Source organism: Variovorax sp. UC122_21, assembly GCF_044056785.1.
In the GTDB taxonomy this organism is placed as follows: domain Bacteria; phylum Pseudomonadota; class Gammaproteobacteria; order Burkholderiales; family Burkholderiaceae_C; genus Variovorax.
The window spans coordinates 4,374,590-4,397,302 of the sequence record NZ_CP172004.1 but is presented as its reverse complement, the minus strand read 5'-3'; the positions used below and the strand labels follow the sequence as shown (position 1 = coordinate 4,397,302).

Annotated in this window: 17 protein-coding genes and 4 pseudogenes; all 21 read right to left on the bottom strand. The window is 68.2% G+C overall.

Annotated features, from left to right (window positions below):
• Nucleotides 1-2: 2 nt before the first annotated feature.
• Nucleotides 3-386, bottom strand: a complete 384-nt coding sequence (mnhG, locus tag ACHMXE_RS33405) for a monovalent cation/H(+) antiporter subunit G (protein ID WP_203205063.1) — start codon at nucleotides 384-386, stop codon at nucleotides 3-5.
• Nucleotides 383-661, bottom strand: a complete 279-nt coding sequence (locus ACHMXE_RS33400; protein ID WP_203205064.1) for a K+/H+ antiporter subunit F — start codon at nucleotides 659-661, stop codon at nucleotides 383-385. Before ACHMXE_RS33400 ends, mnhG begins: the two co-directional genes overlap by 4 nt.
• Complete coding sequence (locus ACHMXE_RS33395) at nucleotides 658-1,149, bottom strand: Na+/H+ antiporter subunit E (RefSeq protein ID WP_395348288.1); 492 nt, start codon at nucleotides 1,147-1,149, stop codon at nucleotides 658-660. Before ACHMXE_RS33395 ends, ACHMXE_RS33400 begins: the two co-directional genes overlap by 4 nt.
• A complete protein-coding gene (locus ACHMXE_RS33390) occupies nucleotides 1,146-2,867 on the bottom strand; it encodes a monovalent cation/H+ antiporter subunit D (protein ID WP_395348286.1) in 1,722 nt (573 codons plus the stop codon). The genes ACHMXE_RS33395 and ACHMXE_RS33390 overlap by 4 nt, the downstream gene beginning before the upstream one ends.
• Nucleotides 2,864-3,226, bottom strand: coding sequence for a Na+/H+ antiporter subunit C (locus ACHMXE_RS33385; protein WP_057589595.1), 363 nt, complete (start codon nucleotides 3,224-3,226; stop codon nucleotides 2,864-2,866). Before ACHMXE_RS33385 ends, ACHMXE_RS33390 begins: the two co-directional genes overlap by 4 nt.
• A gap of 220 nt (nucleotides 3,227-3,446) precedes the next feature.
• Nucleotides 3,447-6,294 (bottom strand): annotated as a pseudogene (locus ACHMXE_RS33380) (monovalent cation/H+ antiporter subunit A).
• A gap of 136 nt (nucleotides 6,295-6,430) precedes the next feature.
• The gene (crcB, locus tag ACHMXE_RS33375) at nucleotides 6,431-6,808 is read right to left on the bottom strand and encodes a fluoride efflux transporter CrcB (protein WP_395348284.1); all 378 of its coding nucleotides are present in this window, start codon (nucleotides 6,806-6,808) and stop codon (nucleotides 6,431-6,433) included.
• 34 nt (nucleotides 6,809-6,842) lie between these two features.
• Complete coding sequence (locus ACHMXE_RS33370; protein ID WP_203205068.1) at nucleotides 6,843-8,156, bottom strand: TRAP transporter large permease; 1,314 nt, start codon at nucleotides 8,154-8,156, stop codon at nucleotides 6,843-6,845.
• Nucleotides 8,157-8,192: 36 nt separating this feature from the next.
• A complete protein-coding gene (locus ACHMXE_RS33365) occupies nucleotides 8,193-8,726 on the bottom strand; it encodes a TRAP transporter small permease (protein ID WP_203205069.1) in 534 nt (177 codons plus the stop codon).
• 3 nt (nucleotides 8,727-8,729) lie between these two features.
• Nucleotides 8,730-9,696 (bottom strand): annotated as a pseudogene (locus ACHMXE_RS33360) (TRAP transporter substrate-binding protein).
• A 176-nt stretch (nucleotides 9,697-9,872) separates the two neighbouring features.
• Complete coding sequence (locus tag ACHMXE_RS33355; protein ID WP_203205071.1) at nucleotides 9,873-10,202, bottom strand: helix-hairpin-helix domain-containing protein; 330 nt, start codon at nucleotides 10,200-10,202, stop codon at nucleotides 9,873-9,875.
• A 146-nt stretch (nucleotides 10,203-10,348) separates the two neighbouring features.
• Complete coding sequence (lapB, locus tag ACHMXE_RS33350) at nucleotides 10,349-11,527, bottom strand: lipopolysaccharide assembly protein LapB (protein WP_395348281.1); 1,179 nt, start codon at nucleotides 11,525-11,527, stop codon at nucleotides 10,349-10,351.
• A complete protein-coding gene (locus ACHMXE_RS33345; protein WP_203205073.1) occupies nucleotides 11,517-11,858 on the bottom strand; it encodes a lipopolysaccharide assembly LapA domain-containing protein in 342 nt (113 codons plus the stop codon). The genes lapB and ACHMXE_RS33345 overlap by 11 nt, the downstream gene beginning before the upstream one ends.
• A gap of 84 nt (nucleotides 11,859-11,942) precedes the next feature.
• Nucleotides 11,943-12,260: an integration host factor subunit beta gene (locus tag ACHMXE_RS33340; RefSeq protein ID WP_395348279.1), complete on the bottom strand. Its 318-nt coding sequence runs from the start codon at nucleotides 12,258-12,260 to the stop codon at nucleotides 11,943-11,945.
• Between the two features lie 75 nt (nucleotides 12,261-12,335).
• Nucleotides 12,336-14,021 carry a 30S ribosomal protein S1 gene (rpsA, locus tag ACHMXE_RS33335; protein ID WP_057589605.1) on the bottom strand — a complete coding sequence of 562 codons (1,686 nt, stop codon included), beginning with the start codon at nucleotides 14,019-14,021 and terminating at the stop codon, nucleotides 12,336-12,338.
• A gap of 196 nt (nucleotides 14,022-14,217) precedes the next feature.
• A pseudogene (locus ACHMXE_RS33330) lies at nucleotides 14,218-16,229 on the bottom strand (bifunctional 3-phosphoshikimate 1-carboxyvinyltransferase/cytidylate kinase).
• A 1-nt stretch (nucleotide 16,230) separates the two neighbouring features.
• Nucleotides 16,231-17,124 (bottom strand): prephenate dehydrogenase, encoded by an 894-nt coding sequence (locus ACHMXE_RS33325; RefSeq protein WP_395348278.1) that lies wholly within the window; start codon nucleotides 17,122-17,124, stop codon nucleotides 16,231-16,233.
• 19 nt (nucleotides 17,125-17,143) lie between these two features.
• A pseudogene (pheA, locus tag ACHMXE_RS33320) lies at nucleotides 17,144-18,268 on the bottom strand (prephenate dehydratase).
• A 19-nt stretch (nucleotides 18,269-18,287) separates the two neighbouring features.
• Nucleotides 18,288-19,427 (bottom strand): 3-phosphoserine/phosphohydroxythreonine transaminase, encoded by a 1,140-nt coding sequence (gene serC / locus ACHMXE_RS33315; RefSeq protein ID WP_395348276.1) that lies wholly within the window; start codon nucleotides 19,425-19,427, stop codon nucleotides 18,288-18,290.
• Nucleotides 19,424-20,011, bottom strand: coding sequence for a DUF2059 domain-containing protein (locus ACHMXE_RS33310; protein ID WP_395348274.1), 588 nt, complete (start codon nucleotides 20,009-20,011; stop codon nucleotides 19,424-19,426). The genes serC and ACHMXE_RS33310 overlap by 4 nt, the downstream gene beginning before the upstream one ends.
• On the bottom strand, nucleotides 20,008-22,653 hold the full coding sequence (gyrA, locus tag ACHMXE_RS33305) for a DNA gyrase subunit A (RefSeq protein ID WP_093343403.1): 2,646 nt from the start codon (nucleotides 22,651-22,653) through the stop codon (nucleotides 20,008-20,010). The genes ACHMXE_RS33310 and gyrA overlap by 4 nt, the downstream gene beginning before the upstream one ends.
• Between the last annotated feature and the right edge of the window lie 60 nt (nucleotides 22,654-22,713).

The window sequence follows — 22,713 nt, the reverse complement described above, 5'->3', positions numbered from 1 at the left end:
TGTCAGCCCTGGTAGGGCGGAATCGGCGCCTGGTCCGAGGGCGCGGGCGGCGGCACGTCGCCGTGCTTCTGCCGTTCGCGGAACAGCGCGGCGCGCATCAGGAAGATGGTGGTGACGGGCGTGGTGAGCGCCACGAACAGCGCGATCAGGGTCGCGTGCAGGAACAGGCTGTGGCTCTGCACCGAGAAGTAGACGATGGTCGCGACCATCATCGACCACACGCCGCCGGTGGCGCCCAGGGTGGGCGCGTGGATGCGGCGGAAGAAGCTCGGCAGCCGCACCAGGCCGAAGGAGCCGATAGCCGCGAAGGCCGCGCCCAGCACCGCGAACACGCCGGTGACGACCTCGGCCCACAAGGGCAGCGGGCCCACGATGAAATCGCTCATTCGATCACCTCCCCGCGCAGCAGGAACTTGGCCATCGCCGTCGAACTGACGAAGCCGAACAGCGCGATCAGCATCGCGGCGCCGAAGTACACGTCGCTCGCGTAGACGATGCCCAGCGTCAGCATCATCAGCATGCCGTTGATGTAGAGGCAGTCGAGCGCCATCACGCGGTCTTGGGCGGTGGGGCCGATCAAGAGGCGCGCGACGGCGCACAGCATCGCCACCGCGAGCAGGAACAGCGCGAACTTGAGCGACCAGAAAAGGATGGGCGTCATGATTCGAAGATCTCCATCAGCGGACGTTCGTAGCGGTTCTTGATCTGGGCGATGAAGGCCGCCTCGTCGTCGAGGTCGAAGACGTGGATCAGCAGGGTGCTGCGGTCGAAGGCCACCTCGCCCCAGGCGGTGCCCGGCGTGAGGCACATGATCATCGCGAGCACCGCGAGGCCGTTGGGGTCGCGCAGGTCCAGCGGTATGCGCAGGAAGTTCGAATGGATCTGGTCGCTGCGGCGCGTGAGCAGCGCGCGCGCCACCGCGAACACCGACAGCGACATGTCGTAGAGCACGACGCCGGCCAGCCGCAACGCCACGCCGGGCCGGCGCATGCGCACGGTGGCGGGCCGCAGGCCCTTGGTCAGCAGCGGCACGGCGACGGCCAGCAGCAGGCCCGACACCAGCGTGCTGGCCTCGAGCGACTGGTTGAGCAGCAGCCAGACGACGAGCAGCGCGACCGACAGCGGCGGGGAGGGGATCAGGCGCTTCATGGCGTGCCGGCCTTCGTATCGCCCTTGGCAGCAGCGGGCACCGGGTTCGGCACCTGCCGCGCGCCCATCACCGCCTCGCGGTAGGCGCTCGGCGTGCGCAGGCCCTCGGCGGTGGCCATCGCGTGGCGCAGCACGGGCTCGGACCAGACGGTGAGCGCGATGCAGGCCGCGATCAGCCCGGCCACCGGCAGCACCTCGAGCGCGGGCAGCGAGGGCAGGTTGGCATGCGGCTGGGTCCAGAAATGGCGGATGCCGGTGCGGGTCAGCGCGATCAGCGCGAGGAAGCCCGAGACGATCAGCAGCACGAGGAAGGTCCAGTCGGCGGCGGTGAGCGCGCTGGCGCTGCCCATCAGCCCCGAGAGCATCGCGAACTTGCCGACGAAGCCCGACAGCGGCGGCAGGCCGGTGAGCAGCAGCGTGCAGATCATGAAGCTCAGGCCCAGGAAGGCCACGCCGGCCGGAATGGCGCGGCCGTAGAGTGCCTGCGCGTTGTCGTCGAGGTTCACGTCGTCGAGCGCGCGCAGGTCCTCGGCCAGGAAGGGCGCGTTGCCCGCGGCCTCGTGCGGCGCCACGCTCATGCCGGCGTTGCGCCAGCGCTCGATCATGTCGATCAAGAGGAAGAAGGCGGCCACCGCGAGCGTGGAGCTCAGCAGGTAGAACAGCGCGCCGGCCCAGACATCGGGCTGGCCCAGCCCGACCGCGGTGAGCAAGGTGCCGGCCGAGATCAGCACGCTGAAGCCCGCGAGGTTCGACAGCCGCTGCGTGCCGACGATGCCGATGGCCGCGACGAACAGGGTGGCGAGGCCGGCGCCGATCAGCACCACCTGGCCGAACTCGGCCGAGGCGCCGGTGTCGGGCGCGAACAGCACGGTCCACAGCCGCAGCACGGTGTAGACGCCGAGCTTGGTGAGCAGCGCGAACACCGCGCCCACCGGCGACACGGCCGCGCTGTAGGCCGGCACCAGCCAGAAGTTGAGCGGCCAGGCCCCGGCCTTGGCGAAGAAGGCGGTGAACAGGATGGCCGCGGCCGCGTGCACCAGGCCGCGGTCGCCGGGCGCGAGCTGGGCGATGCGCAGCCCCAGGTCGGCCATGTTGAGCGTGCCGGTGGCGCCATACAGCATGGCCGCACCGATCAGGAACAGCGAGGAGGCGGCGAGGTTGATCGCGATGTAGTGCAGCCCGGCCTGCACCCGCAGCCGGCCCGAGCCGTGCAGCAGCAGGCCGTAGGAGGCGGCCAGCATGACCTCGAAGAACACGAACAGGTTGAACAGGTCGCCGGTGAGGAAGGCGCCGTTCAGGCCCATGAGCTGCAGCTGCAGCAGCGGATGGAAGTGCACGCCCGCGCGGTCCCAGCGCGAGGTGGAATAGATCGAGGCGGCGAAGGCGATCACGCCGGTCAGCGCCACCATCATGGTCGAGAGCCGGTCGGCCACCAGCACGATGCCGAAGGGCGCGCGCCAGTTGCCGGGCAGGTAGACGCCGATCGAGCCCGGGCCGCCGCCGGTGTCGGCCGCGTTGACCCAGCGCAGCAGCGCGAGCGCGGCCATGAGGCCCACCAGGCCCGAGACCACGCTGAGGAAGGACTTGGTGCGGCGGCGCTGCTCGCCCAGCAGCAGCATCAACGCGGCCGTGAGCATCGGCACCAGGATCGGCACCGCCACCAGGTGCGGCATGCTGATCTCGAGCAGCTGGTCGAGCAGGCGGAAGAGCTCGGTCATTCGCGCGCCTCTTCCTGTTCCTGGCGTTCCTCGCCGTCCACGTGGTCGGTGCCGGTCAGGCCGCGCGAGGCCAGCAGCACCACCAGGAACAGCGCGGTCATCGCGAAGCCGATCACGATCGCGGTGAGCACCAGCGCCTGCGGCATCGGATCGGCCGTGTTGGCCAGCGTGGCCGCGAAGCCGGGGATCAGCACCGGCTCGCTGTCGACCTTGAGCCGGCCCATGCTGAAGATGAAGAGGTTGACCGCGTACGAGATCAGGGTCAGGCCCATGATGACCTGGAAGGTACGCGGACGCAGCAGCAGGTAGACACCCGAGCCGGTCAGCACGCCAATGGCGAGGGCGAGCACGATTTCCAGTACTAGGCTCCCCCCCAGGCTGCGCGCACTTCGTGTCGCTTCGCCAACCCCCTACCGGGGGCGGCATCGATCGCCCGGCAAAGCCGGATCGATGATGCCCCGCGCAACACGGCCTTCCGCTTTTTGCGGGGAACACCGCGGAACCGGCTTTGCCGGGCCGCTGGTGTTGCCCCCTTGAGGGGGGAGGCGGCTACACGAAGTGAGCAAGCAACGGGGGTGGTCATTGTTCGGCCTGCTCGTCGGCCCAGCGATGGCTGCGCACCGACTGGTGCGCGAGCGCGGTGAGGATCAGCATGGTGGCACCGAGCACCAGCGCGAACACGCCGATGTCGAAGAACAGGGCGCTGGGCACGTGGATGTCGCCGAGCACCGGCAGGTGCAGGTGGGCGGTGTGCGTGGTCAGGAAGGGGTAGCCGAAGAAGACAGCGCCGCTGCCGGTACCGAGCGCGAACAGCAGGCCGATGGCGATCCAGCGGCGCGGGGTAGATGCGCAGGTGCTCCTCCACCCACTCGGTGCCCGAGACGATGAACTGCAGCACCAGCGCCACCGACATCACCAGCCCCGCGACGAAGCCGCCGCCGGGCGCGTTGTGGCCGCGCATGAAGAGATAGACCGCCACCAGCACCGACAGCGGCAGCAGCAGGCGCACCAGCACCGCGGGCACCATCAGGTAGCCGACGGCGGTGTCCTTGGCGCGGCGCGGGTTCAGCAGGTCGCTGCTGCCGTCGTCGGCCTGGGCGCGCTGCTGCGGCGGCAGCGCCATCGATTCGACCGCGGGCCGGAAGCGGCGCAGCAGCGCGTAGACGGTGAGCGCCACCACGCCGAGCACGGTGATCTCGCCGAAGGTGTCGAAGCCGCGGAAGTCGACCAGCATCACGTTGACCACGTTGGTGCCGCCGCCCTCGCTGAGCGCGCGCTCGAGGAAGAAGGGCGAGATGCTCTGCGGAAAGGTGCGCGTCATCATGGCCCAGGCCAGTGCCGCCATGCCGCAGCCCGCGACGGTGGCCACCAGCAGGTCGCGGCCGCGCCGGCCCCAGGGGCGCAGCCGCGCGCTCGCGGTCTGCACCGCGTCCTTGCTGCGCATCGGCAGCCAGCGCAGCCCGAGCAGGATCAGCACCGTGGTCACGGCCTCGACCACCAGCTGCGTGAGCGCGAGGTCGGGCGCCGAGAACCAGATGTAGGTGACGCACGAGACCAGGCCCGCGCCCGCGGCCAGCATCAATGCGGCGAGCCGGTGGAACTTGGCCTGCCAGGCGGCGGCCAGCGCGCAGACGCCGCCGATCAGCCAGGTCATGGCGAACATCGGCGAGAAGGGCAGCAGCTCGCGCGTGCCGGCGGCCGCGGGTGTCTGCTTGAGCGCGGCGAAGGCGCCGGCCACGGCCACCACCACGAGCAGCAGCAGCTGGGTCTGCATGCGGCGCGTGCCGAACAGGCGGCGGCTGCGCCGGCCGGCCTCGCTCAGCAGCGCGATCAGGTGCTCGAAGATCACCTGGCCGTCGAAGCGGTGCAAGAGCGGCGTGTTCTCGAGGCCGCCAGCCGCGCGCTGGCGGCGCTGCAGCAGGTAGAGGCCCGCACCGCCCGCCAGGGCGACGAAGCTCATCAGAAGGGGCAGGTTGAAGCCGTGCCACACGGCCAGGCTGTACTCGGGCAGGATGCCGCCGACCACGGGCGCCGCCGCGGCCGCCAGCATCGGCCCGACCGACCAGGCCGGCGCCACGCCCACCACCAGGCAGATCAGCACCAGCAGCTCTACCGGCACGCGCATCCAGTGCGGCGGCTCGTGCGGCGGCTTGGGCACCTCGTTGCCGCAGGGCGCGCCGAAGAACACGTCGAACACGAAGCGCGCCGAGTAGGCCACGCTGAAGATGCCGGCCAGCGTGGCGATCAGCGGCAGGCTGAGGTCGACCCAGGGCGTGGCCTGGATGAACACCGTCTCGGCGAAGAACATCTCCTTCGAGAGGAAGCCGTTGAGCAGCGGCACGCCGGCCATCGAGGCGCTCGCGATGATGGCCAGCGTGCCGGTGATCGGCATCAGCCGCATCAGGCCGCTGAGCTTGCGGATGTCGCGCGTGCCGGTCTCGTGGTCGATGATGCCGGCGGCCATGAACAGCGACGCCTTGAAGGTCGCGTGGTTCATGACGTGGAACACCGCCGCCACCGCCGCGAGCGGGCTGTTGAGGCCCAGCAGCAGGGTGATGAGGCCGAGGTGCGAGATGGTCGAGTAGGCCAGCAGCGCCTTCAGGTCGCGCTGGAACATCGCGATGAAGCCGCCGAGCAGCAGCGTGATGGCGCCCGCGCCGCCCACCAGCCAGAACCACTGCTCGGTGCCCGAGAGCACGGGCCACAGCCGCGCCATCAGGAACACGCCGAGCTTCACCATGGTGGCCGAGTGCAGGTAGGCCGACACCGGCGTGGGCGCGGCCATGGCGCGCGGCAGCCAGAAGTGGAACGGGAACTGCGCGCTCTTGGTGAAGGCGCCCAGCAGGATCAGCACCAGCGCCACCGGGTACAGCGCGTGGGCGCGGATCACGTCGCCCGAGGCCAGCACCACGTCGAGCTCGTAGCTGCCGACGATGCGGCCCAGCACCAGCACGCCGGCCAGCAGGCACAGCCCGCCCGCGCCGGTGACCGTGAGCGCCATGCGCGCGCCGCGCCGGGCATCGCGCCGGTGGTGCCAGTAGCCGATCAGCAGGAACGAGAACAGGCTGGTGAGCTCCCAGAACAGCACCATCTGGATCAGGTTGCCCGAAAGCACCACACCCATCATCGCGCCCATGAACGCGAGGAAGAACGAGAAGAAGCGCGGCACCGGGTCGGAGGCCGACATGTAGTAGCGCGCGTAGAGCACCACCAGCGTGCCGATGCCCAGCACCAGCATGCAGAACAGCCAGGCGAAGCCGTCCATGCGGAACACGAGGTTCAGGCCCAGCGCAGGCAGCCATTCGATCTCGTGGCGCAGCACGTTGCCGTTGGCGAGCCGCGGGAACAGCCACGCCGTCTGCACCGCGCAGCCCAGCGCGACCAGCCCTGCGAGCGTGGATTCCCGGTTGCGCGCGTTCGACGGCATCAAGGCCGCCAGTACGCTGGCAAGGAACGGGAGTGCGACGAGCAGGACGAGGGGCATTGCGGTCGATTCTATCGGCCGCCTCTATGGAGGACCCTATCTATAACCGCAGGACATAAGGCGGTTTTTGGGCCGGCGATCAGGCCGAGAAGGCCTGCACGGTACGCAGTCCGAGCCAGGTCATGCACAGCGAGCCGCCGAGGTGCAGGGCGATGGTGCCCATGGCGAGCCCGACGCGGCCGGCGGTCAGCATGCCCACCACTTCGGCCGAGAAGCTCGAGAAGGTGGTGAGGGTGCCGAGGAAGCCGGTGATCACCATCAGGCGCCAGGCCGGGTTGATGTCCGGCAGGCCGCTGAACACGCCGATGGCCACGCCGATCAGGTAGCCGCCGATCAGGTTCACTGCCAGCGTGCCCCACGGCAGGACGCCGCCGGGGTTGAGCCACAGGGCGAAGCCCCAGCGCAGGAGGGCGCCGACACAGGCGGCGAGGCAGATGAAGACGGCGTTCAGCAGCATGGCGGCGATTATCCGCAGGCCGCCGCGGGCGCTGCTAGCGCTCCTTGCCCATCACGACGTCGGGCAGGATGGTGACGATGCTCGGGAACAGCGTGATCAGCGCGATGCACAGCACGAGGCAGAAGAAGAACGGGATCGCCGCCTTGGCGATCACGTTGCTGTCCTTGCCCGTCATGTTCTGCAGCACGAAGAGGTTGAAGCCCACGGGCGGCGTGACCTCGGCGATCTCGACCAGCAGCACGATGAAGATGCCGAACCACACGAGGTCGAAGCCGGCCTTCTGGATCATCGGCAGCACCACCGCGCTGGTCAGCACGATCATCGAGATGCCGTCGAGCGCCGTGCCCAGCACCAGGTAGACCACGACCAGCGCCCCGATCAGCGCGTAGGGCGACAGGTGCATGCTGTCGACCCATTCGGCGAGTTCGCGCGGGATGCCGGTGAAGGCCATGGTCTTGGTGAGGAAGGCCGCGCCCGCGAGGATGAACATGATCATGCAGCTGGTGCGCGTGGCACCCATGAGTCCGTCCTTGAAGTTCTTCCAGGTCAGGCTGCGGCCCCAGGCCGCGATGGCCAGCGAACCGAGCACGCCGAAGGCCGCGCACTCGGTGGCCGTGGCCCAGCCCGCGACCAGCACCCAGACGATGAACACGATCAGCAGCGCGCAGGGGATCAGGTTGCCCGAGAGGCGGATCTTCTCCATGAAGGTGGTCGGCGGATCGGCCGGCGGCACCTTGTCGGGATTGCGCAGGCTCCACCAGCCGATGTAGCCCGAGAACAGCAGCATCAGCAGGAACCCGGGCAGGAAGCCGGCGAGGAAGATGCGGATGATCGACGCGTCGGCCGCCACGGCATAGACCACCATCGTGATCGAAGGCGGGATCAGGATGCCCAGGGTGCCGGCCGTGGCGAGCGAGCCGATCGCGAGCTTCTCGTTGTAGCCGCGGCGCTTGAGCTCGGGCAGCGCGACCTTGGCGATGGTGGCGCAGGTTGCGGCCGACGAACCCGAGACCGAGCCGAACACGCCGCAGCCGAGGATGGTGGTGTGCATCAGCCGGCCCGGCACGCGATTGAGCCAGGGGCGCAGGCCCTCGAACATCTCCTCGCTGAGCTTGGTGCGAAAGAGGATCTCGCCCATCCAGATGAACAGCGGCAGCGCCGCGAGCTCCCAGCTCGCATTGCTTTCCCAGAAGGCCGAGAACAGGTTCTTGCCCGGCAGCGTGTTGGTGAAGAAGGCCTGGCCGACCCAGCCGACGATGGCCAGCGTCATCGCGATCCAGACGCCGCCCGCGAGCAGCAGCAGCATGATCCCGAGCAGCAGGGCGCCCATCCAGAGGTTTTCGAACATCGGGTGTCTTGGGTGTTGTTGTGGGTGTTCGAAGACTCAGACGTCGGAGGAGAAGTCGCCCGCGGCGTGGCGTTCTTCGATGGCGCGCTGGTAGCTGGGCTTCTCGCCGCGCAGCACGCCCACGAGCTCGTCGATCATCGCGATCAGCAGCAGCCAGCAGCCGATCACGAAGGTCGATTGCGGAATCCAGATCGGGATCACGACCAGGCCCGTGGCCATCTCGGCGAACTCGTAGCTCTCCCAGGTGAAGCTGGTGGCCCAGTAGGTGAGGTAGGACACCGAGACCGCCGCGATCAGCAGGCAGGTGACGTCGAGCACGCGCCGCGTCTTCGGCGGCACGGCCTCGAGCAGCAGCGTGACGCGCACGAAGTCGCCGTGGCGGAATGCATGCGCCATCGCGAAGAAGGCCGCGGCCGCGCAGAGCCACGCCACCACGTCGTTGAGCCCGCTCACGTGCCAGTTCATCTGCCGGCCCACGCCGGCCAGGATCATCAGCACGAAGATCAGGAACACGCAGAACGCGCCGAGCGCGCCGGCGCCGTCGTAGAGGCGGTCCAGGAATTTGCGCACGGGCTACTTTTTCTTGTACGCGTCGACGATGGCTTGACCGTCGGGCCCGGCCGCCTTGAGCCAGTCGGCCTGCATGACCGCCGACCTGGCGCATGTCGGCATCGAGCTTGGCCGAGGGCTTGTGGATCTTCATGCCGCGCTCGGCGAGCAGGCGCTTGTATTCCTCGTTCTTCTCCTGCGCGACCTTCCAGCCGCGCGTTTCGGCATCGGCCGCGGCCTTGGTGACGGCGGCCTTGGTGGTGGCGTCGAGCGCGTCGAAGGCCTTGGCATTGACGAGGATCGCGTTCTTCGGGATCCAGGCCTGCGTGTCGTAGAAGTTCTTGATGTGCTCGAAGGTCTTGGTGTCGTAGCCGGTCGAGCCCGAGCTCATGTAGCTCTCGATCACGCCGGTGGCCATGGCGGCGCTGAGCTCGGCCTGCTGGATCTGCACCGGCTGCGCGCCGATCAGCTCGGCGATCTTGGCGGTGGCCGGGCTGTAGGCGCGCCACTTGATGCCGCGCAGATCGGCCACCGAGGCGACTTCCTTCTTCGAGTAGATGCCCTGCGGCGCCCACGGCACCACGAACAGCACCTTGATGCCTTGCGCGGCCAGCAGCTTCTCCATCGCGGGCTTGGAAGCGTCGTAGAGCTTCTTCGCCTCGGGGTAGGTGGTGGCCAGGAAGGGCACGCCGTCGAGCGCGTAGATCGGGTTCTCGTTGGCGAAGTTGGCCAGGAGGATCTCGCCGGCCTGGGCCTGGCCGCTTTGCACCGCGCGCTTGATCTCGGGCGCCTTGAACAGCGAGGCGTTCGCGTGCACCGTGACCTTGAGCTTGCCGCCGGTGGCCGCGTCCACGTCCTTCGCGAACTGCGTGATGTTCTCGGTGTGGTAGTTGGTGGCCGGGTAGGCCGTGGGCAGATCCCACTTGGTTTGCGCGAAGGCCGCGGCGCCGAGGGTGAGGCCTGCGAGGGCCAGGCCGAACTTGTGATTCATGTGCGCGCTCCGGATGTAGTGAAAGCAAAACGAAAGAAAAGCATACGTGCAAATTCCGGGCCACTTGCTGAGGCCTTTCCCTGCGTGTTGCGCGGTGGCGGCACCGTGGCGGCATGGGTTGACGCGCATGAAAAAGCCGCCCCGAAGGGCGGCTCGTTCGCGGGGTCAGTGCCCCGTCATTCCTTGGCCGCGACCTTCGCTGGCTTGCCGGCCTTGGGCGCGGCGGCCGGTGCGTCGCCGCCCGCGTAGGCCTTGCCGTTGACCGTCAGGCCTTCGGCCGAGAGCTTGGCCGCGGCCTTCTCCTTCACGCCCTTCACGCGTTGCATGAGATCGGCCCAGTCCTTGAACTCGCCCTGCTTGCGCGCGTCGAGGATGCGTTTGGAGAGCGCGGGCCCCACGCCCTTGAGGCCGTCGAGATCGGCTTCGCTGCCCTTGTTGACATCGACCGCCGCGAACGATGCGGCAGCGAACAGCAGGGCGGCCGTGGCCACGATTTTCTTGAACATGTTTGAACTCCCTCGTTGATGCTTTTGATGCGCCGACAAGACGTCGGCTTCGGCTCAACGAGGGCTCGGAACGGGGCGTTGACGGCCGCGCGCCAGCGGCCACCATTGTTCAGCAAGGTGATCGAAGGTCTCGCCTCCGAGGCCGATCAGAGTTCTTCGACGCGGCGCGGCGGATAGCTGTCCCAGGCCTGGCAGCCGGGGCAGTGCCAGAAGTACTGGTGCGCCTCGAAGCCGCAGGCCGCGCAGCGGTAGCGCATCAGCGGCCGCGTGGCCTGGTCGAGCGCGCGCTGCACCTGCGGATGGAACTGCTCGTGCTCGAAGCGTTCGCCCGCGAGCCAGCGCGAGGCCGCGACCAGCGAGGGCTGGTGCGCGAGGTGCGCGATGTAGCCGTCGCGCGGCACGGGTGCTTCACCCTCGGCCTCGGGCGTGGTGCCGGCGGGCGCGCCGCCGAGCGCGATCAGCGCCTCGAGCACGTCGATCGACGGCGATTCGGCATAGCGCCGCTGCAGCAGCGCGAGCGCCTCGGGCTCGCGCTGCGCGGCCACGGCCGCCTGCTGCAGCGCGGCGGCATACAGCGGCAGCGCGAGCGGCGCGGTGTCGCTCAGCGCCACCAGGGTGTCGAAGGCGGCGCCGGCTTCGCCGCTGCGCAGCTGCAGGGTCGCGGTGTCGATGGCGGGGCGCGGCGCCTGCGGTGCCTGGGCCACGGCCTGTTCGAGCAGGCGGCGCGCGGCGGCGAGGTCGCCCATGCCGACCTGTTCGGCGGCCTGCTCGCACAGGTGGTGCGCGCGGCGCGTGCCGTAGCTGGCCTGGTCGGACTCGTCGAGCTTGCGCGCCACGTCGGCGGCCTGGCTCCATTCGCGCGAGCGCTCGTAGATGGCCAGCAGCGCGAGCCGCGCCTCGTTCTCGTAGCGCGTGCCCTCGAGCTTCTGCAGCGCGGCTTCGGCGCGGTCGAGCAGGCCGGCGCGCAGGAAGTCCTGCGCCAGCGCATGCTGGGCACGCTCGCGGTCGCTGCGGCTCAGGTCGCCGCGGCCGAGCAGGTGCTCGTGCACGCGCACCGCGCGCTGGTATTCGCCGCGGCGGCGGAACAGGTTGCCGAGCGCGAAGTGCAGCTCCTGCGTGTCGGGGTCGTTCTGCACCGCCTCGATGAAGGCGTCGATGGCCTGGTCCTGCTGCTCGTTGAGCAGGAAGTTGAGCCCGCGGAAGTAGGCCTTGGGGGCCTGGCGGTTCTCGAGCTTGAGCTGGCGGATGTCGAAGCGGGAGGCCAGCCAGCCGAGAACGAAGGCGACGGGCAGGCTGATCAGCAACCAGCTGGGATCAAAGTCCATGTTGGCGTACGGCGGGAAGGTCGGTGGCGGCGATGGTCGGCGCCGGGGTTGCCGCCGGCGCGGCGGCCGGGGCGGAGGAGGCGGCGGCATTGCCCGCGGAGACGGCCGGCAGCTGGGCCGCGGCGCTGCGGTGCTTCCACCAGCCCGGCAGCATGCCGAGCGCGCCCACCACGAGGCCGCCCGCGAAGGCGGCCAGCACGACCAGCACCAGCGGCGCGCGCCAGTAGGTGCCGAAGAAGAAATAGACGGTCGCGTCGTGCTGGTTGTTCAGCGCGAAGGCGAAGAGCGTAAAAAAAATGGCTGCCTTGAGCAGCCACAGGAGGTATTTCATGCGCGGTCCCGTTGGCGGGACGATTCTACGTTTGCACCTGCGCCGAACGGTCCGCGCCGATGGCCGGGCCGTCGGCGGCTGGACTCAGGCCTTCGGCGTCGTCTTGATGCCGAGTTCGGCGCTGCGGGCGTCGACCGCCTCGCGCAAGGCCTTGCCGGGCTTGAAGTGCGGCACGCGCTTCTCGGGAATCTGCACGCTCTCGCCCGAGCGCGGGTTGCGGCCGATGCGCGGCGGACGCCGGTTGACCGAGAAGCTGCCGAAGCCGCGGATCTCGATCCGGTGCCCGCGCACCAGGGCATCGCTGATCGCGTCGAGGATGGTCTTGACGGCGTATTCGGCATCCCGGTGGGTGAGTTGCGCAAAGCGCGCTGCGAGTTCTTCGACGAGGTCAGAGCGGGTCATAGGTCAAAGCAAAAAGCAGGGGCGAAAAAAAAGACAGAGAGGCCACCAGGGCCTGCTCTGTCTTCGGGCGACGGCTTACTTGTCGCTGTTGTCCAGCTTGGCGCGCAACAGGGCGCCCAGGCTCGTCGTGCCCGCGTTCTCGCGTGCCGACTGCTGGCTCAGGCTGGCCATGGCGCCTTGCTCGTCGACCATGTCCTTCTGCTTGATCGACAGCTGGATGTTGCGGGTCTTGCGATCCACGTTCACGACGATGGCCGTGACTTCGTCGCCTTCCTTCAGCACGTTGCGGGCATCTTCGACGCGGTCGCGCGAGATTTCCGAAGCACGGAGGTAGCCGATGATGTCCTCACCCAGGTCGATCTCGGCGCCGCGGGCGTCGACCGTCTTGACCTTGCCGGTCACGATCTGGCCCTTGTCGTTGACCGTGGTGAAGGTGGTGAACGGGTCGCTGTCGAGCTGCTTGATGCCCAGCGAGATGCGCTCGCGGTCCACGTCGACGGCCAGCACGATCGCTTCGACTTCCTGGCCCTTCTTGTAGTTGCGAACGGCGGTTTCGCCGGCTTCGTTCCACGAGAGGTCCGAGAGGTGAACCAGGCCGTCGATGCCGGCAGCCAGACCCACGAACACGCCGAAGTCGGTGATCGACTTGATCGGGCCCTTGACGCGGTCGCCACGCTTCGTGTTCTGAGCGAACTCTTGCCACGGGTTGGCCTTGCACTGCTTCATGCCCAGGCTGATGCGGCGCTTGTCTTCGTCGATCTCGAGGACCATGACTTCGACTTCGTCGCCCAGCGAGACGATCTTGTTCGGAGCGATGTTCTTGTTGGTCCAGTCCATTTCCGAGACGTGCACCAGGCCTTCGATGCCGGGCTCGAGCTCGACGAACGCGCCGTAGTCGGCAATGTTCGTGACCTTGCCGAACAGGCGGGTCGATTGCGGGTAGCGGCGCGAAACGCCCATCCACGGGTCGTCGCCCATCTGCTTCAGACCCAGCGAGACACGGTTCTTCTCGGTGTCGAACTTGAGGATCTTGGCGGTGATTTCCTGGCCGGCCTGAACGACTTCGCTCGGGTGGCGGACGCGGCGCCATGCCATGTCGGTGATGTGCAGCAGGCCGTCGATGCCGCCGAGGTCCACGAACGCACCGTATTCGGTGATGTTCTTGACCACGCCGCGGACAACAGCGCCTTCCTTCAGGGTTTCCATCAGCTTGGCGCGTTCTTCGCCCATGCTGGCTTCGACCACGGCACGGCGCGACAGCACGACGTTGTTGCGCTTGCGATCGAGCTTGATGACCTTGAATTCGAGGGTCTTGTTCTCGTACGGGGTCAGGTCCTTGATCGGACGCGTGTCGATCAGCGAGCCCGGCAGGAATGCGCGGATGCCGTTGACGAGCACCGTGAGGCCGCCCTTGACCTTGCCGCTGGTGGTGCCGGTGACGAAGTCGCCCGATTCCAGCGCCTTCTCGAGGGCCAGCCACGAAGCGAGACGCTTGGCGGTGTCGCGCGAGAGGATGGTGTCGCCGTAGCCGTTTTCAACGCTGCCGATGGCAACGGAAACGAAATCGCCGGCCTGGACTTCGAGCTCGCCCTTGTCGTTCTTGAACTCTTCGATCGGCACATACGCTTCGGACTTCAGACCGGCGTTGACGACGACGTGGTTGTGTTCGACACGCACGACTTCGGCCGTGATGACCTCGCCGGTGCGCATTTCGGAACGCTTCAGGGACTCTTCGAATAGGTCGGCAAAAGATTCAGACATTTATGGTTCCTTCCGTCAGGCAGGGTTGGCAGGCGCTCTTGCGACATTGCATGCGACTGCGCTGGATCTGGAGACGGCGGTTGGTTGTGGGCGGAAGCCCGGTCGGTTGAACAACCAGAAGGCCGGTGCGCTGTCGCGCGAAGGGAGCCTTCTGGAGCGGTAGGCGCCCCCGGAACACCCGGTGGGCGCGAGCCCTTCAAGCGGACTTGAAAGGCTGCACTTGCTGCCACCAGTCCAACACCGTGTCGATCGATTGCTCGATCGAGAGCTGGGAGTTGTCGAGGTGGCGCGCGTCCTGCGCCGGCTTCAGGGGGCGACGCTGCGGGACGAGTCCCTGGCGTCGCGCGCCTCCAGGTCGGAGCGAAGACTGTCGAGTGTAGTCGAAATACCCTTTGAAATCAACTGCTTATGGCGCCGTTCGGCACGCTGGGCGGCGCTCGCGGTCAGGAACACCTTGAGCGCGGCGTCGGGGAAGATCACCGTGCCCATGTCGCGGCCGTCGGCCACCAGGCCCGGCAGCTGGCGAAAGCGCTGCTGCAGGCCCAGCAGGGCCTCGCGCACGGCCGGCAGCGTGGAGACGCGCGAGGCGTCCATGCCGGCGGCCTCGGAGCGGATCAGCTCGCTGACGTCCTCGCCGTCCAGCAGCACCTTGCCCTCGACGAACTGCAGCGGCAGGGCGGCGGCCAGGGAGGCGATCCGTGCCTCGTGCGCGGCATCGGCGCTCAGGCCGGCGCGGCGCATGGCGAGGCCGGTCACGCGGTAGAGCGAGCCCGAGTCGAGGTAGTGGTAGCCCAGCAGGCGCGCCACTTCGGAGGCCAGGGTGCCCTTGCCCGAGGCGGTCGGCCCGTCGATGCTGATCACCGGGATGTGGGCGGCCGTGGAGACCGAGAACAGGGTCTCGAAGTAGTCGGGGAAGGTCTTGGCGACGCAGTGCGGCTCGAGGATGCGCACCGGCACCCGCGCCGGGTTGAAAGCGGCGAGCGAGAAGCACATGGCGACCCGGTGGTCGTCGTAGGTGCGGATGCTCGCGGGCCGCCAGCCGGCCGGCGCCAGCGGATGCACGCGGATGAAGTCGGGGCCGGCCTCGACCGTGGCGCCGAGCTTGCGCAGCTCGTTGGCCATGGCGTCGATGCGGTCGGTTTCCTTGACGCGCCAGCTCGCGATGTTGCGCAGGGTGCTGGGGCCGTCGGCGTAGAGCGCCATCACGGCCAGCGTCATCGCCGCGTCGGGAATGTGGTTGGCGTCGAGGTCGATGGCCTTCAGCGGCCAGGCGCCGCGGCGCACCGCGAGCCAGTTCGGGCCGCTGTCGACCTCGGCGCCCATCTGGCGCGCGGCGTCGACGAAGCGGATGTCGCCCTGGATCGAATCGGCGCCCACGCCTTCGATCCGGATGCCGTCGGGCCCGGAGGCGCCCGTCGCGATGGCGCCCAGCGCGATGAAGTAGCTGGCCGACGAGGCGTCGGCCTCGACATGGATGTCGCCCGGCGAGCGGTAGCTGCTGCCGGCGGGAATCGTGAAGCGCTCCCAGCCGTCGCGCCGCACCGCGATGCCGAAGCGCGCCAGCAGGTTCAGCGTGATCTCGATGTAGGGCTTGGAGATCAGCTCGCCGACGACTTCGATCGTGATGTCGCTTGCCGCGGCGAGAGGCAGCGCGAGCAGCAGGGCGGTCAGGAACTGGCTCGAGACGTCGCCGCGCACGCGGATCGGGGCGTCGAGCACGAGCTCGCCGTGCGGCACCGGATGGATGCGCAGCGGCGGATAACCGGGATTGCCGAGGTAGTCGATGCGGCAGCCCAGCTGGGTGAGGGCGTCGACCAGGTCGCCGATGGGGCGCTCGTGCATGCGCGGCACGCCGCGCAGCTCGAACTCGCCGCCCAGCAGCGACAGCGCCGCCGTCAGCGGCCGCATCGCGGTGCCGGCATTGCCGAGGAACAGCGACAGCAGCTCGGTGTTGCCGATCTCCCGGCCGCCGATGCCGGTGATGCGCACCAGCGTGCCGGCCGGCTCGACGCCGCAGCCCAGCGCGCGCAGCGCATCGAGCATGACGCGGGTGTCGTCGGAATCGAGCACGTCGTGCAGGGTGGTGGTGCCGCTCGCGAGCGCGGCCAGCAGCAGCACGCGGTTCGAGATGCTCTTGGAGCCGGGCAGCTGCACCGTGCCCGAGGCACCGGTCAGCGCGGGGAGATCGAGGAAGGCCGAGGCGTACATCTCAAGCGTCCTGCTGCGAATCGGGCGACGACGAGGCGCCGGACTGCCAGGCGGCCCGCACGCGGCGGGCGCGCTCGATCGATTGCTCCAAGGCCTGCGATTCGCCCCCGGCCATGGCGTTCTCCATCTCGAGCAGCGCGGCGCGGAAGGCGCGCGACTGCGCCAGCACCTGCTCGCGGTTGGCCAGCAGCACGTCGCGCCACATCACGGGATCGCTCGCGGCGATGCGCGAGAAGTCGCGAAAGCCCGGACCCGCCAAGCCCAGGAAGCGATCGCCCTGCGGCTGGCCGGCGAGGCCGTTGACGTAGGCGAAGGCCAGCAGGTGCGGCAGGTGGCTCACGGCGGCGAAGGCGCCGTCGTGCTCCTCGTGGGTCATGGTGAGCACGTTGGCGCCGATGCCGCTCCAGACCTGCGAGGCACGCTGCACGTTGGAGCGCAGCGTGGACTTGATCGGGGTGAGCACCACGTGGCGGCCGGTGAACAGCGAGGCCTCGGCATGCTCGATGCCCGAGACCTCCTTGCCCGCGATCGGGTGCGCCGGCACGAAGTTGCCGAGCTGCCCCTGCAGGCCGCGGCGCGCGGCCTCGATGACGTCGCCCTTGGTCGAGCCGACGTCCATCACCAGCGCGTCGCTGCCGATGCCGTGGCGGATCGCCTTGAAGGTGGCTTCCGAGGCCGCCACCGGCACGGCCAGCAGCACGATGTCGGCGCCCGACACCGCCAGCAGCGCCGAGGGCGCGGCGACGTCGATCACGCCGAGCTGCCGGGCCTTCTCGGTGGTGGAGGGCGACTTGCTGTAGCCCACCACCCGTTTCACCAGCCTGGCGCGTTTCAGCGCCAGCGCGAAGGAGCCGCCCATCAGGCCGCAGCCGATCAATCCCAGTTGCTCGAACATGTGCTTGCTTGCGACGGACTCAGGCCTTGACGGGATAGGCGCCGAGCACCTTGTAGAACGCGCAGAGACCGCGCAGTTCGGCCAGCGCCGCGGCCACGTTGGGCTGCGAGGGATGGCCGTCGAGGTCGATGTAGAAGTAGTACTCCCACTGCCCGGTGCGCGCGGGGCGCGACTCGAAGCGCGTCATCGACACGTTGTTGAGCTTCAGTGGCACCAGCAGGTCGTGCACCGCGCCCGGCCGGTTGGGCACCGACACCGATCAGGCTGGTGCAGTCGCGGCCCGAGGCGGGCGGCATCGCGAGCGTCTGCGGCAGGCAGATCACCGAGAAGCGGGTGCGGTTGTAGGAGTCGTCCTGGATCGCGTGGGCCACGATGTGCAGCCCGAAGCGGGTGGCGGCGCGTTCGCCGGCCAGCGCGGCGAAGGCCGGGTTGGCGGCCGCGAGGCGCGCGCCTTCGGCATTGCTCGACACGGCGCGGCGCTCGGCATGCGGCAGATGCTTGGCCAGCCAGCTCTGGCACTGGGCCAGGGCCTGCGGATGGGCCAGCACGGCCTCGACGCCCTCGAGCGAATTGCTGCTGCGCAGCAGGTGGTGGCGCACCAGCAGGCTGACCTCGCCGACCACGTGGGTGGGGGGAGTGCAGGAACAGGTCGAGCGAGCGCGTGACCACGCCCTCGGTCGAGTTCTCGACGCCGACCACGCCGTACTGGGCGCTGCCGGCGGCGGTGGCGTGGAAGACCTCGTCGAAGTTGGCGCAGTAGATCAGGTCGGCCGCGCCGCCGAAAATACTCGATGGCGGCCTGCTCGCAGAAGGTGCCCTCGGGGCCGAGCACCGCCACGCGCTGCGGCGACTCGAGCGCCAGGCAGGCCGACATGATCTCGCGCCAGATGGCCGCCACGTGCAGGTCCTTGAGCGGACCGCCGTTGGTCTTCTGCATCTTGTCGATGACCTGGGCCACCCGGTCGGGGCGGAAGAAGGGCGTGCCTTCGCGCTTCTTCACTTCGCCGACCAGCTCCGCCACATGGGCCCGCTCGTTGAGCAGGCGCAGCAGTTGCTGGTCGAGCGAATCGATCTGCACGCGCAGATCGGCGAGGCTTTCGGAGTTGTCGGGGGAGGAGGGCTGGGTAGGAGCTGGAGCGGTCATCGGTGAGGTTCGCGCGCGTCTAGGCGTGCGACCGCTCGAATTCTCGCATGTAGCTCACCAGGGCCTGCACGCCTTCCAGGGGCATGGCGTTGTAGATGCTGGCGCGCATGCCGCCTACCGACTTGTGGCCCTTGAGCTGCAGCAGCCCCGCCGCGCGGGCGCCCGACAGGAAGGCCTCGTTGCGGGCTTCGTCGCGCAGGAAGAACGGGATGTTCATGCGCGAGCGGCAGCCCGGGTCGATCTTGTTCAGGTAGAAGGACGACGCGTCGATGAAGTCGTACAGCAGCTTCGCCTTGGCGATGTTGCGCTGCTCCATCGCGGCCACGCCCGTGAGCGCGCCTTCGGCCTGCTCGCGCAGCCACTGGAACGTGAGCCCCGCCATGTAGATGCCCCAGGTCGGCGGGGTGTTGTACATGGACTGGTTGTCGGCCACGGTCTTGTAGTTGAACGCGCTCGGGCAGATCTCGAGGGCATGGCCCAGCAGGTCGTCGCGCACGACGACGATGGTGAGCCCGGCCGGGCCGAGGTTCTTCTGCGCACCGCCGAAGGCCAGGCCGACGCGGTTCCAGTCGACGCCGCGCGAGGCGACGTGCGAGGAGAAGTCGATCACCAGCGGCGCCTTGCTGCCGAGGGCGGCGAGGTCGGGCAGCTCGTGGAATTCGATGCCGTTGATCGTCTCGTTGCTGCAAAGGTGCACGTACGCGGCATCGCCGGACAGCTGCCAGCTCGCGGGATCGGGCAGGCGCGTGTGCTGGTCGTCGGCGTTGCTCGCGGCCACGCGCGCGCTGCAGTAGCGCTGCGCTTCCTTGTGCGACTTGATGCTCCAGCTGCCGGTGACCACGAAGTCGACCGTGCCGCCGCGTGACAGGTTCAGCGGCACGATGGCGTTCTCGCCGAGGCCGCCGCCCTGCATGAACAGGATCCGGAAGTTGGCGGGGACCGCCAGCAGCGCGCGCAGGTCGGCTTCGGCCTGCGCGTAGATCTCGCCGAACTCCTTGCCGCGATGGCTCATCTCCATCACGCTCATGCCGCTGCCGTGCCAGTCGAGCATTTCGGCGGCGGCGCGTTGCAGCACCGCCTCGGGCATGGCGGCGGGGCCCGCGGAGAAGTTGTAGGGGCGCGGGCCGGCCGGGGTCTGCAGGGCGTGCGGGGCGTTCACGTCACTTCTTGGCGGGAGCCTTGGCCGGTGCCTTGGCGGGTGCCGCTCCTTCGGTCGGAGCGCCCAGCGCCTTGGCGACGCTGGTGTCGAGCGCCTGCATCTTCGGTTCGATGGAGGCGCGGGTCTCGGCCACCAGCTTTTTCCGTCAGCGCGGTCTGCATCTTGGGGTTCAGGTCCTGGTACTTCTTGCTCAGCGGCGAGTTGATCCAGGCCAGCAGTTGCTTGAGTTCGTCTTCGGTGAAGGACTGCTCGAGCAGCGGCGTCAGCGTGGTCGGGGCCAGTTGCACGGCCTTGTCGCGCACGATCGGATAGGCGTCGTCGTAGTACTTCTTGAGCTCGGCATCGGCGGCCTTGGCGGCGGCTTCGCGCTTGGCTTCGGGCACCTGGGTCTGCAGGTACTGCGAACCGGCCTGCGCGATCGGGGCGCTCGACTGCTCGACCAGGCCGCGGGCCAGGGCTTCGATGCCGGGGCGCTGCAGATCGAGGAACTGCTTGATGAGCGTGGCCTTGTCCTGCGCCAGGGCGCCCATCGAACTGCCGGCCAGGGCGACGGTCAGGAGTGCGAGCTTGATTTGTTTTTTCACTGAGGATTCTCCGTTGAAGATGTGGAAGTGTCGTCTGCGCCGGGCTCGGGTTCGCCATTGGCATCGTTTTCGACGATACGTTGCAGCCCGCTGAGTTTGGCACCTTCGTCGAGCCCGATCAGCGTAACGCCTTGCGTCGCGCGACCCAGTTCACGAATCTCGGCGACCCGGGTGCGCACCAGCACGCCCTTGTCGGTGATGAGCATGATCTCATCGTCCGAATGCACGAGTGTGGCGGCAACGACCTTGCCGTTTCGCTCACTCTGTTGAATAGCGATCATGCCTTTGGTTCCACGGCCGTGGCGCGTGTATTCGGTAATGCTTGTTCGCTTTCCGTAACCATTTTCGGTGGCCGTGAGCACGCTCTGCTGCTCGTCCTCGGCCACCAGCATGGCGATCACGCCCTGGCCTTCCTCGAGCATCATGCCGCGCACGCCGCGCGCGTTGCGGCCCATCGGGCGCACGTCGTTCTCGTCGAAGCGCACCGCCTTGCCGCCGTCGCTGAACAGCATCACGTCGTGCTTGCCGTCGGTGAGGGCGGCGCCGATCAGGTAGTCGCCCGCATCGAGGTCGACCGCGATGATGCCGGCCTTGCGCGGGTTGTTGAACTCGTCGAGCGTGGTCTTCTTGACCGTGCCCATCGAGGTCGACATGAACACGTACTGGTCGGCCGGGAAGTTGCGCTTCTCGCCCGTGAGCGGCAGCGCGACGTTGATCTTCTCGCCCTCGGCCAGCGGGAACATGTTGACGATCGGGCGGCCGCGCGAGCCGCGCGAGCCCGCCGGCACTTCCCAGACCTTGAGCCAGTAGAGCCGGCCGCGGTTCGAGAAGCACAGGATGTAGTCGTGCGTGTTCGCGATGAAGAGCTGGTCGATCCAGTCGTCTTCCTTGGTGGTGGTGGCCTGCTTGCCGCGGCCGCCGCGCTTCTGCGCCCGGTATTCGCCGAGCGGCTGGCTCTTGATGTAGCCGCTGTGCGAGAGCGTCACCACCATGTCGGTGGGGGTGATCAGGTCTTCGGTCGAGAGGTCGAAGGCGCTGTGCTCGACGAGGCTGCGGCGCGCGCCGACCTTCGACTGGCCGAACTCCTGCTTGAGGGCGCCGAGCTCGTCGCCGATGATGGTCGAGACGCGTTCGGGCTTGGCCAGGATGTCGAGCAGGTCGTCGATCTCGGCCATCACTTCCTTGTACTCGGCGACGATCTTGTCCTGCTCCAGGCCGGTCAGGCGCTGCAGGCGCATCTGCAGGATTTCCTGGGCCTGCGTTTCCGAGAGGCGGTAGAGGCCGTCGTTGCCCATGCCGAACTCGCGCTCGAGGCCTTCGGGGCGGTAGTCGTCGGCGCTGATCACGCCGCCGTCGGCGCGCGTGCGCGTGAGCATCTCGCGCACCAGCTTGCTGTCCCAGCTGCGTGCCATCAGCTCGGCCTTGGCGACCGGCGGGGTGGGGGCGTTGCGGATGATGGCGATGAAGTCGTCGATGTTCGCCAGCGCCACCGCCAGGCCTTCGAGCACGTGGCCGCGGTCGCGGGCCTTGCGCAGGTTGAAGACCGTGCGGCGCGTCACCACTTCGCGGCGGTGCTGCAGGAAGACCTCGATCAGGTCCTTGAGGTTGCACAGCTTCGGCTGGCCGTCGACCAGCGCCACCATGTTGATGCCGAAGGTGTCCTGCAGCTGGGTCTGCTTGTAGAGGTTGTTGAGCACCACCTCGGGCACTTCGCCGCGCTTGAGTTCGATGACGAGGCGCATGCCCGACTTGTCGGACTCGTCCTGGATGTGGCTGATGCCCTCGATCTTCTTCTCGTGGACCAGCTCGGCCATGCGCTCCTGCAGCGTCTTCTTGTTGACCTGGTAGGGGAGCTCGTCGACGATGATCGCCTGGCGCTGGCCGCGGTCGATGTCCTCGAAGTGGCACTTGGCGCGCATCACGACCTTGCCGCGGCCGGTGCGGTAGCCGTCCTTCACGCCGTTGATGCCGTAGATGATGCCGGCCGTGGGGAAGTCGGGCGCGGGCACGATCTCCATCAGCTCGTCGATGCTGGCCTGCGGGTTGCGCAGCAGGTGCAGGCAGGCGTCCACCACTTCATTGAGGTTGTGCGGCGGAATATTGGTGGCCATGCCGACCGCAATACCGCCGGAGCCATTGACCAGCAAATTCGGCAGCCGGCTCGGCAGCACGGCCGGTTCTTTTTCGGAGCCGTCGTAATTGTCCTGGAAATCGATCGTTTCCTTGTCGATATCGGCCAGCATTTCATGCGCGATTTTGGCCAGCCGGATTTCCGTATACCGCATTGCGGCCGCGTTGTCGCCATCCACGGACCCGAAGTTGCCCTGGCCGTCGACCAGCATGTGGCGCATCGAGAAGTCCTGGGCCAGCCGCACGATGGTGTCGTAGACCGACTGGTCGCCGTGCGGGTGGTACTTGCCGATCACGTCGCCGACGATACGGGCCGACTTCTTGTACGGCCGGTTCCAGTCGTTGTTGAGCTCGTGCATCGCGTAGAGCACGCGGCGATGCACCGGCTTGAGGCCGTCCCTCGCGTCGGGAAGGGCGCGGCCCACGATCACGCTCATGGCGTAATCGAGATAACTGCGGCGCATTTCCTCTTCGAGACTGATGGGCAGGGTTTCTTTGGCGAAGGACGTCATTGAGCGAGAGGCTGGCGGCAGGAAGGCGAAATTTTACGCTGTGAGGGGTGTCGCACCGCC

Coding starts and splice junctions, on each gene's coding strand:
- lapB (WP_395348281.1), bottom strand. CDS start 11,527: ATGGACTTTGATCCCAGCTGGTTGCTGATCAGCCTGCCCGTCGCCTTC.
- ACHMXE_RS33355 (WP_203205071.1), bottom strand. CDS start 10,202: ATGTTCAAGAAAATCGTGGCCACGGCCGCCCTGCTGTTCGCTGCCGCA.
- gyrA (WP_093343403.1), bottom strand. CDS start 22,653: ATGACGTCCTTCGCCAAAGAAACCCTGCCCATCAGTCTCGAAGAGGAA.
- ACHMXE_RS33345 (WP_203205073.1), bottom strand. CDS start 11,858: ATGAAATACCTCCTGTGGCTGCTCAAGGCAGCCATTTTTTTTACGCTC.
- ACHMXE_RS33340 (WP_395348279.1), bottom strand. CDS start 12,260: ATGACCCGCTCTGACCTCGTCGAAGAACTCGCAGCGCGCTTTGCGCAA.
- mnhG (WP_203205063.1), bottom strand. CDS start 386: ATGAGCGATTTCATCGTGGGCCCGCTGCCCTTGTGGGCCGAGGTCGTC.
- ACHMXE_RS33325 (WP_395348278.1), bottom strand. CDS start 17,124: ATGTTCGAGCAACTGGGATTGATCGGCTGCGGCCTGATGGGCGGCTCC.
- ACHMXE_RS33400 (WP_203205064.1), bottom strand. CDS start 661: ATGACGCCCATCCTTTTCTGGTCGCTCAAGTTCGCGCTGTTCCTGCTC.
- ACHMXE_RS33390 (WP_395348286.1), bottom strand. CDS start 2,867: ATGACCGAGCTCTTCCGCCTGCTCGACCAGCTGCTCGAGATCAGCATG.
- crcB (WP_395348284.1), bottom strand. CDS start 6,808: ATGCTGCTGAACGCCGTCTTCATCTGCCTCGCCGCCTGTGTCGGCGCC.
- ACHMXE_RS33395 (WP_395348288.1), bottom strand. CDS start 1,149: ATGAAGCGCCTGATCCCCTCCCCGCCGCTGTCGGTCGCGCTGCTCGTC.
- rpsA (WP_057589605.1), bottom strand. CDS start 14,021: ATGTCTGAATCTTTTGCCGACCTATTCGAAGAGTCCCTGAAGCGTTCC.
- ACHMXE_RS33370 (WP_203205068.1), bottom strand. CDS start 8,156: ATGTTCGAAAACCTCTGGATGGGCGCCCTGCTGCTCGGGATCATGCTG.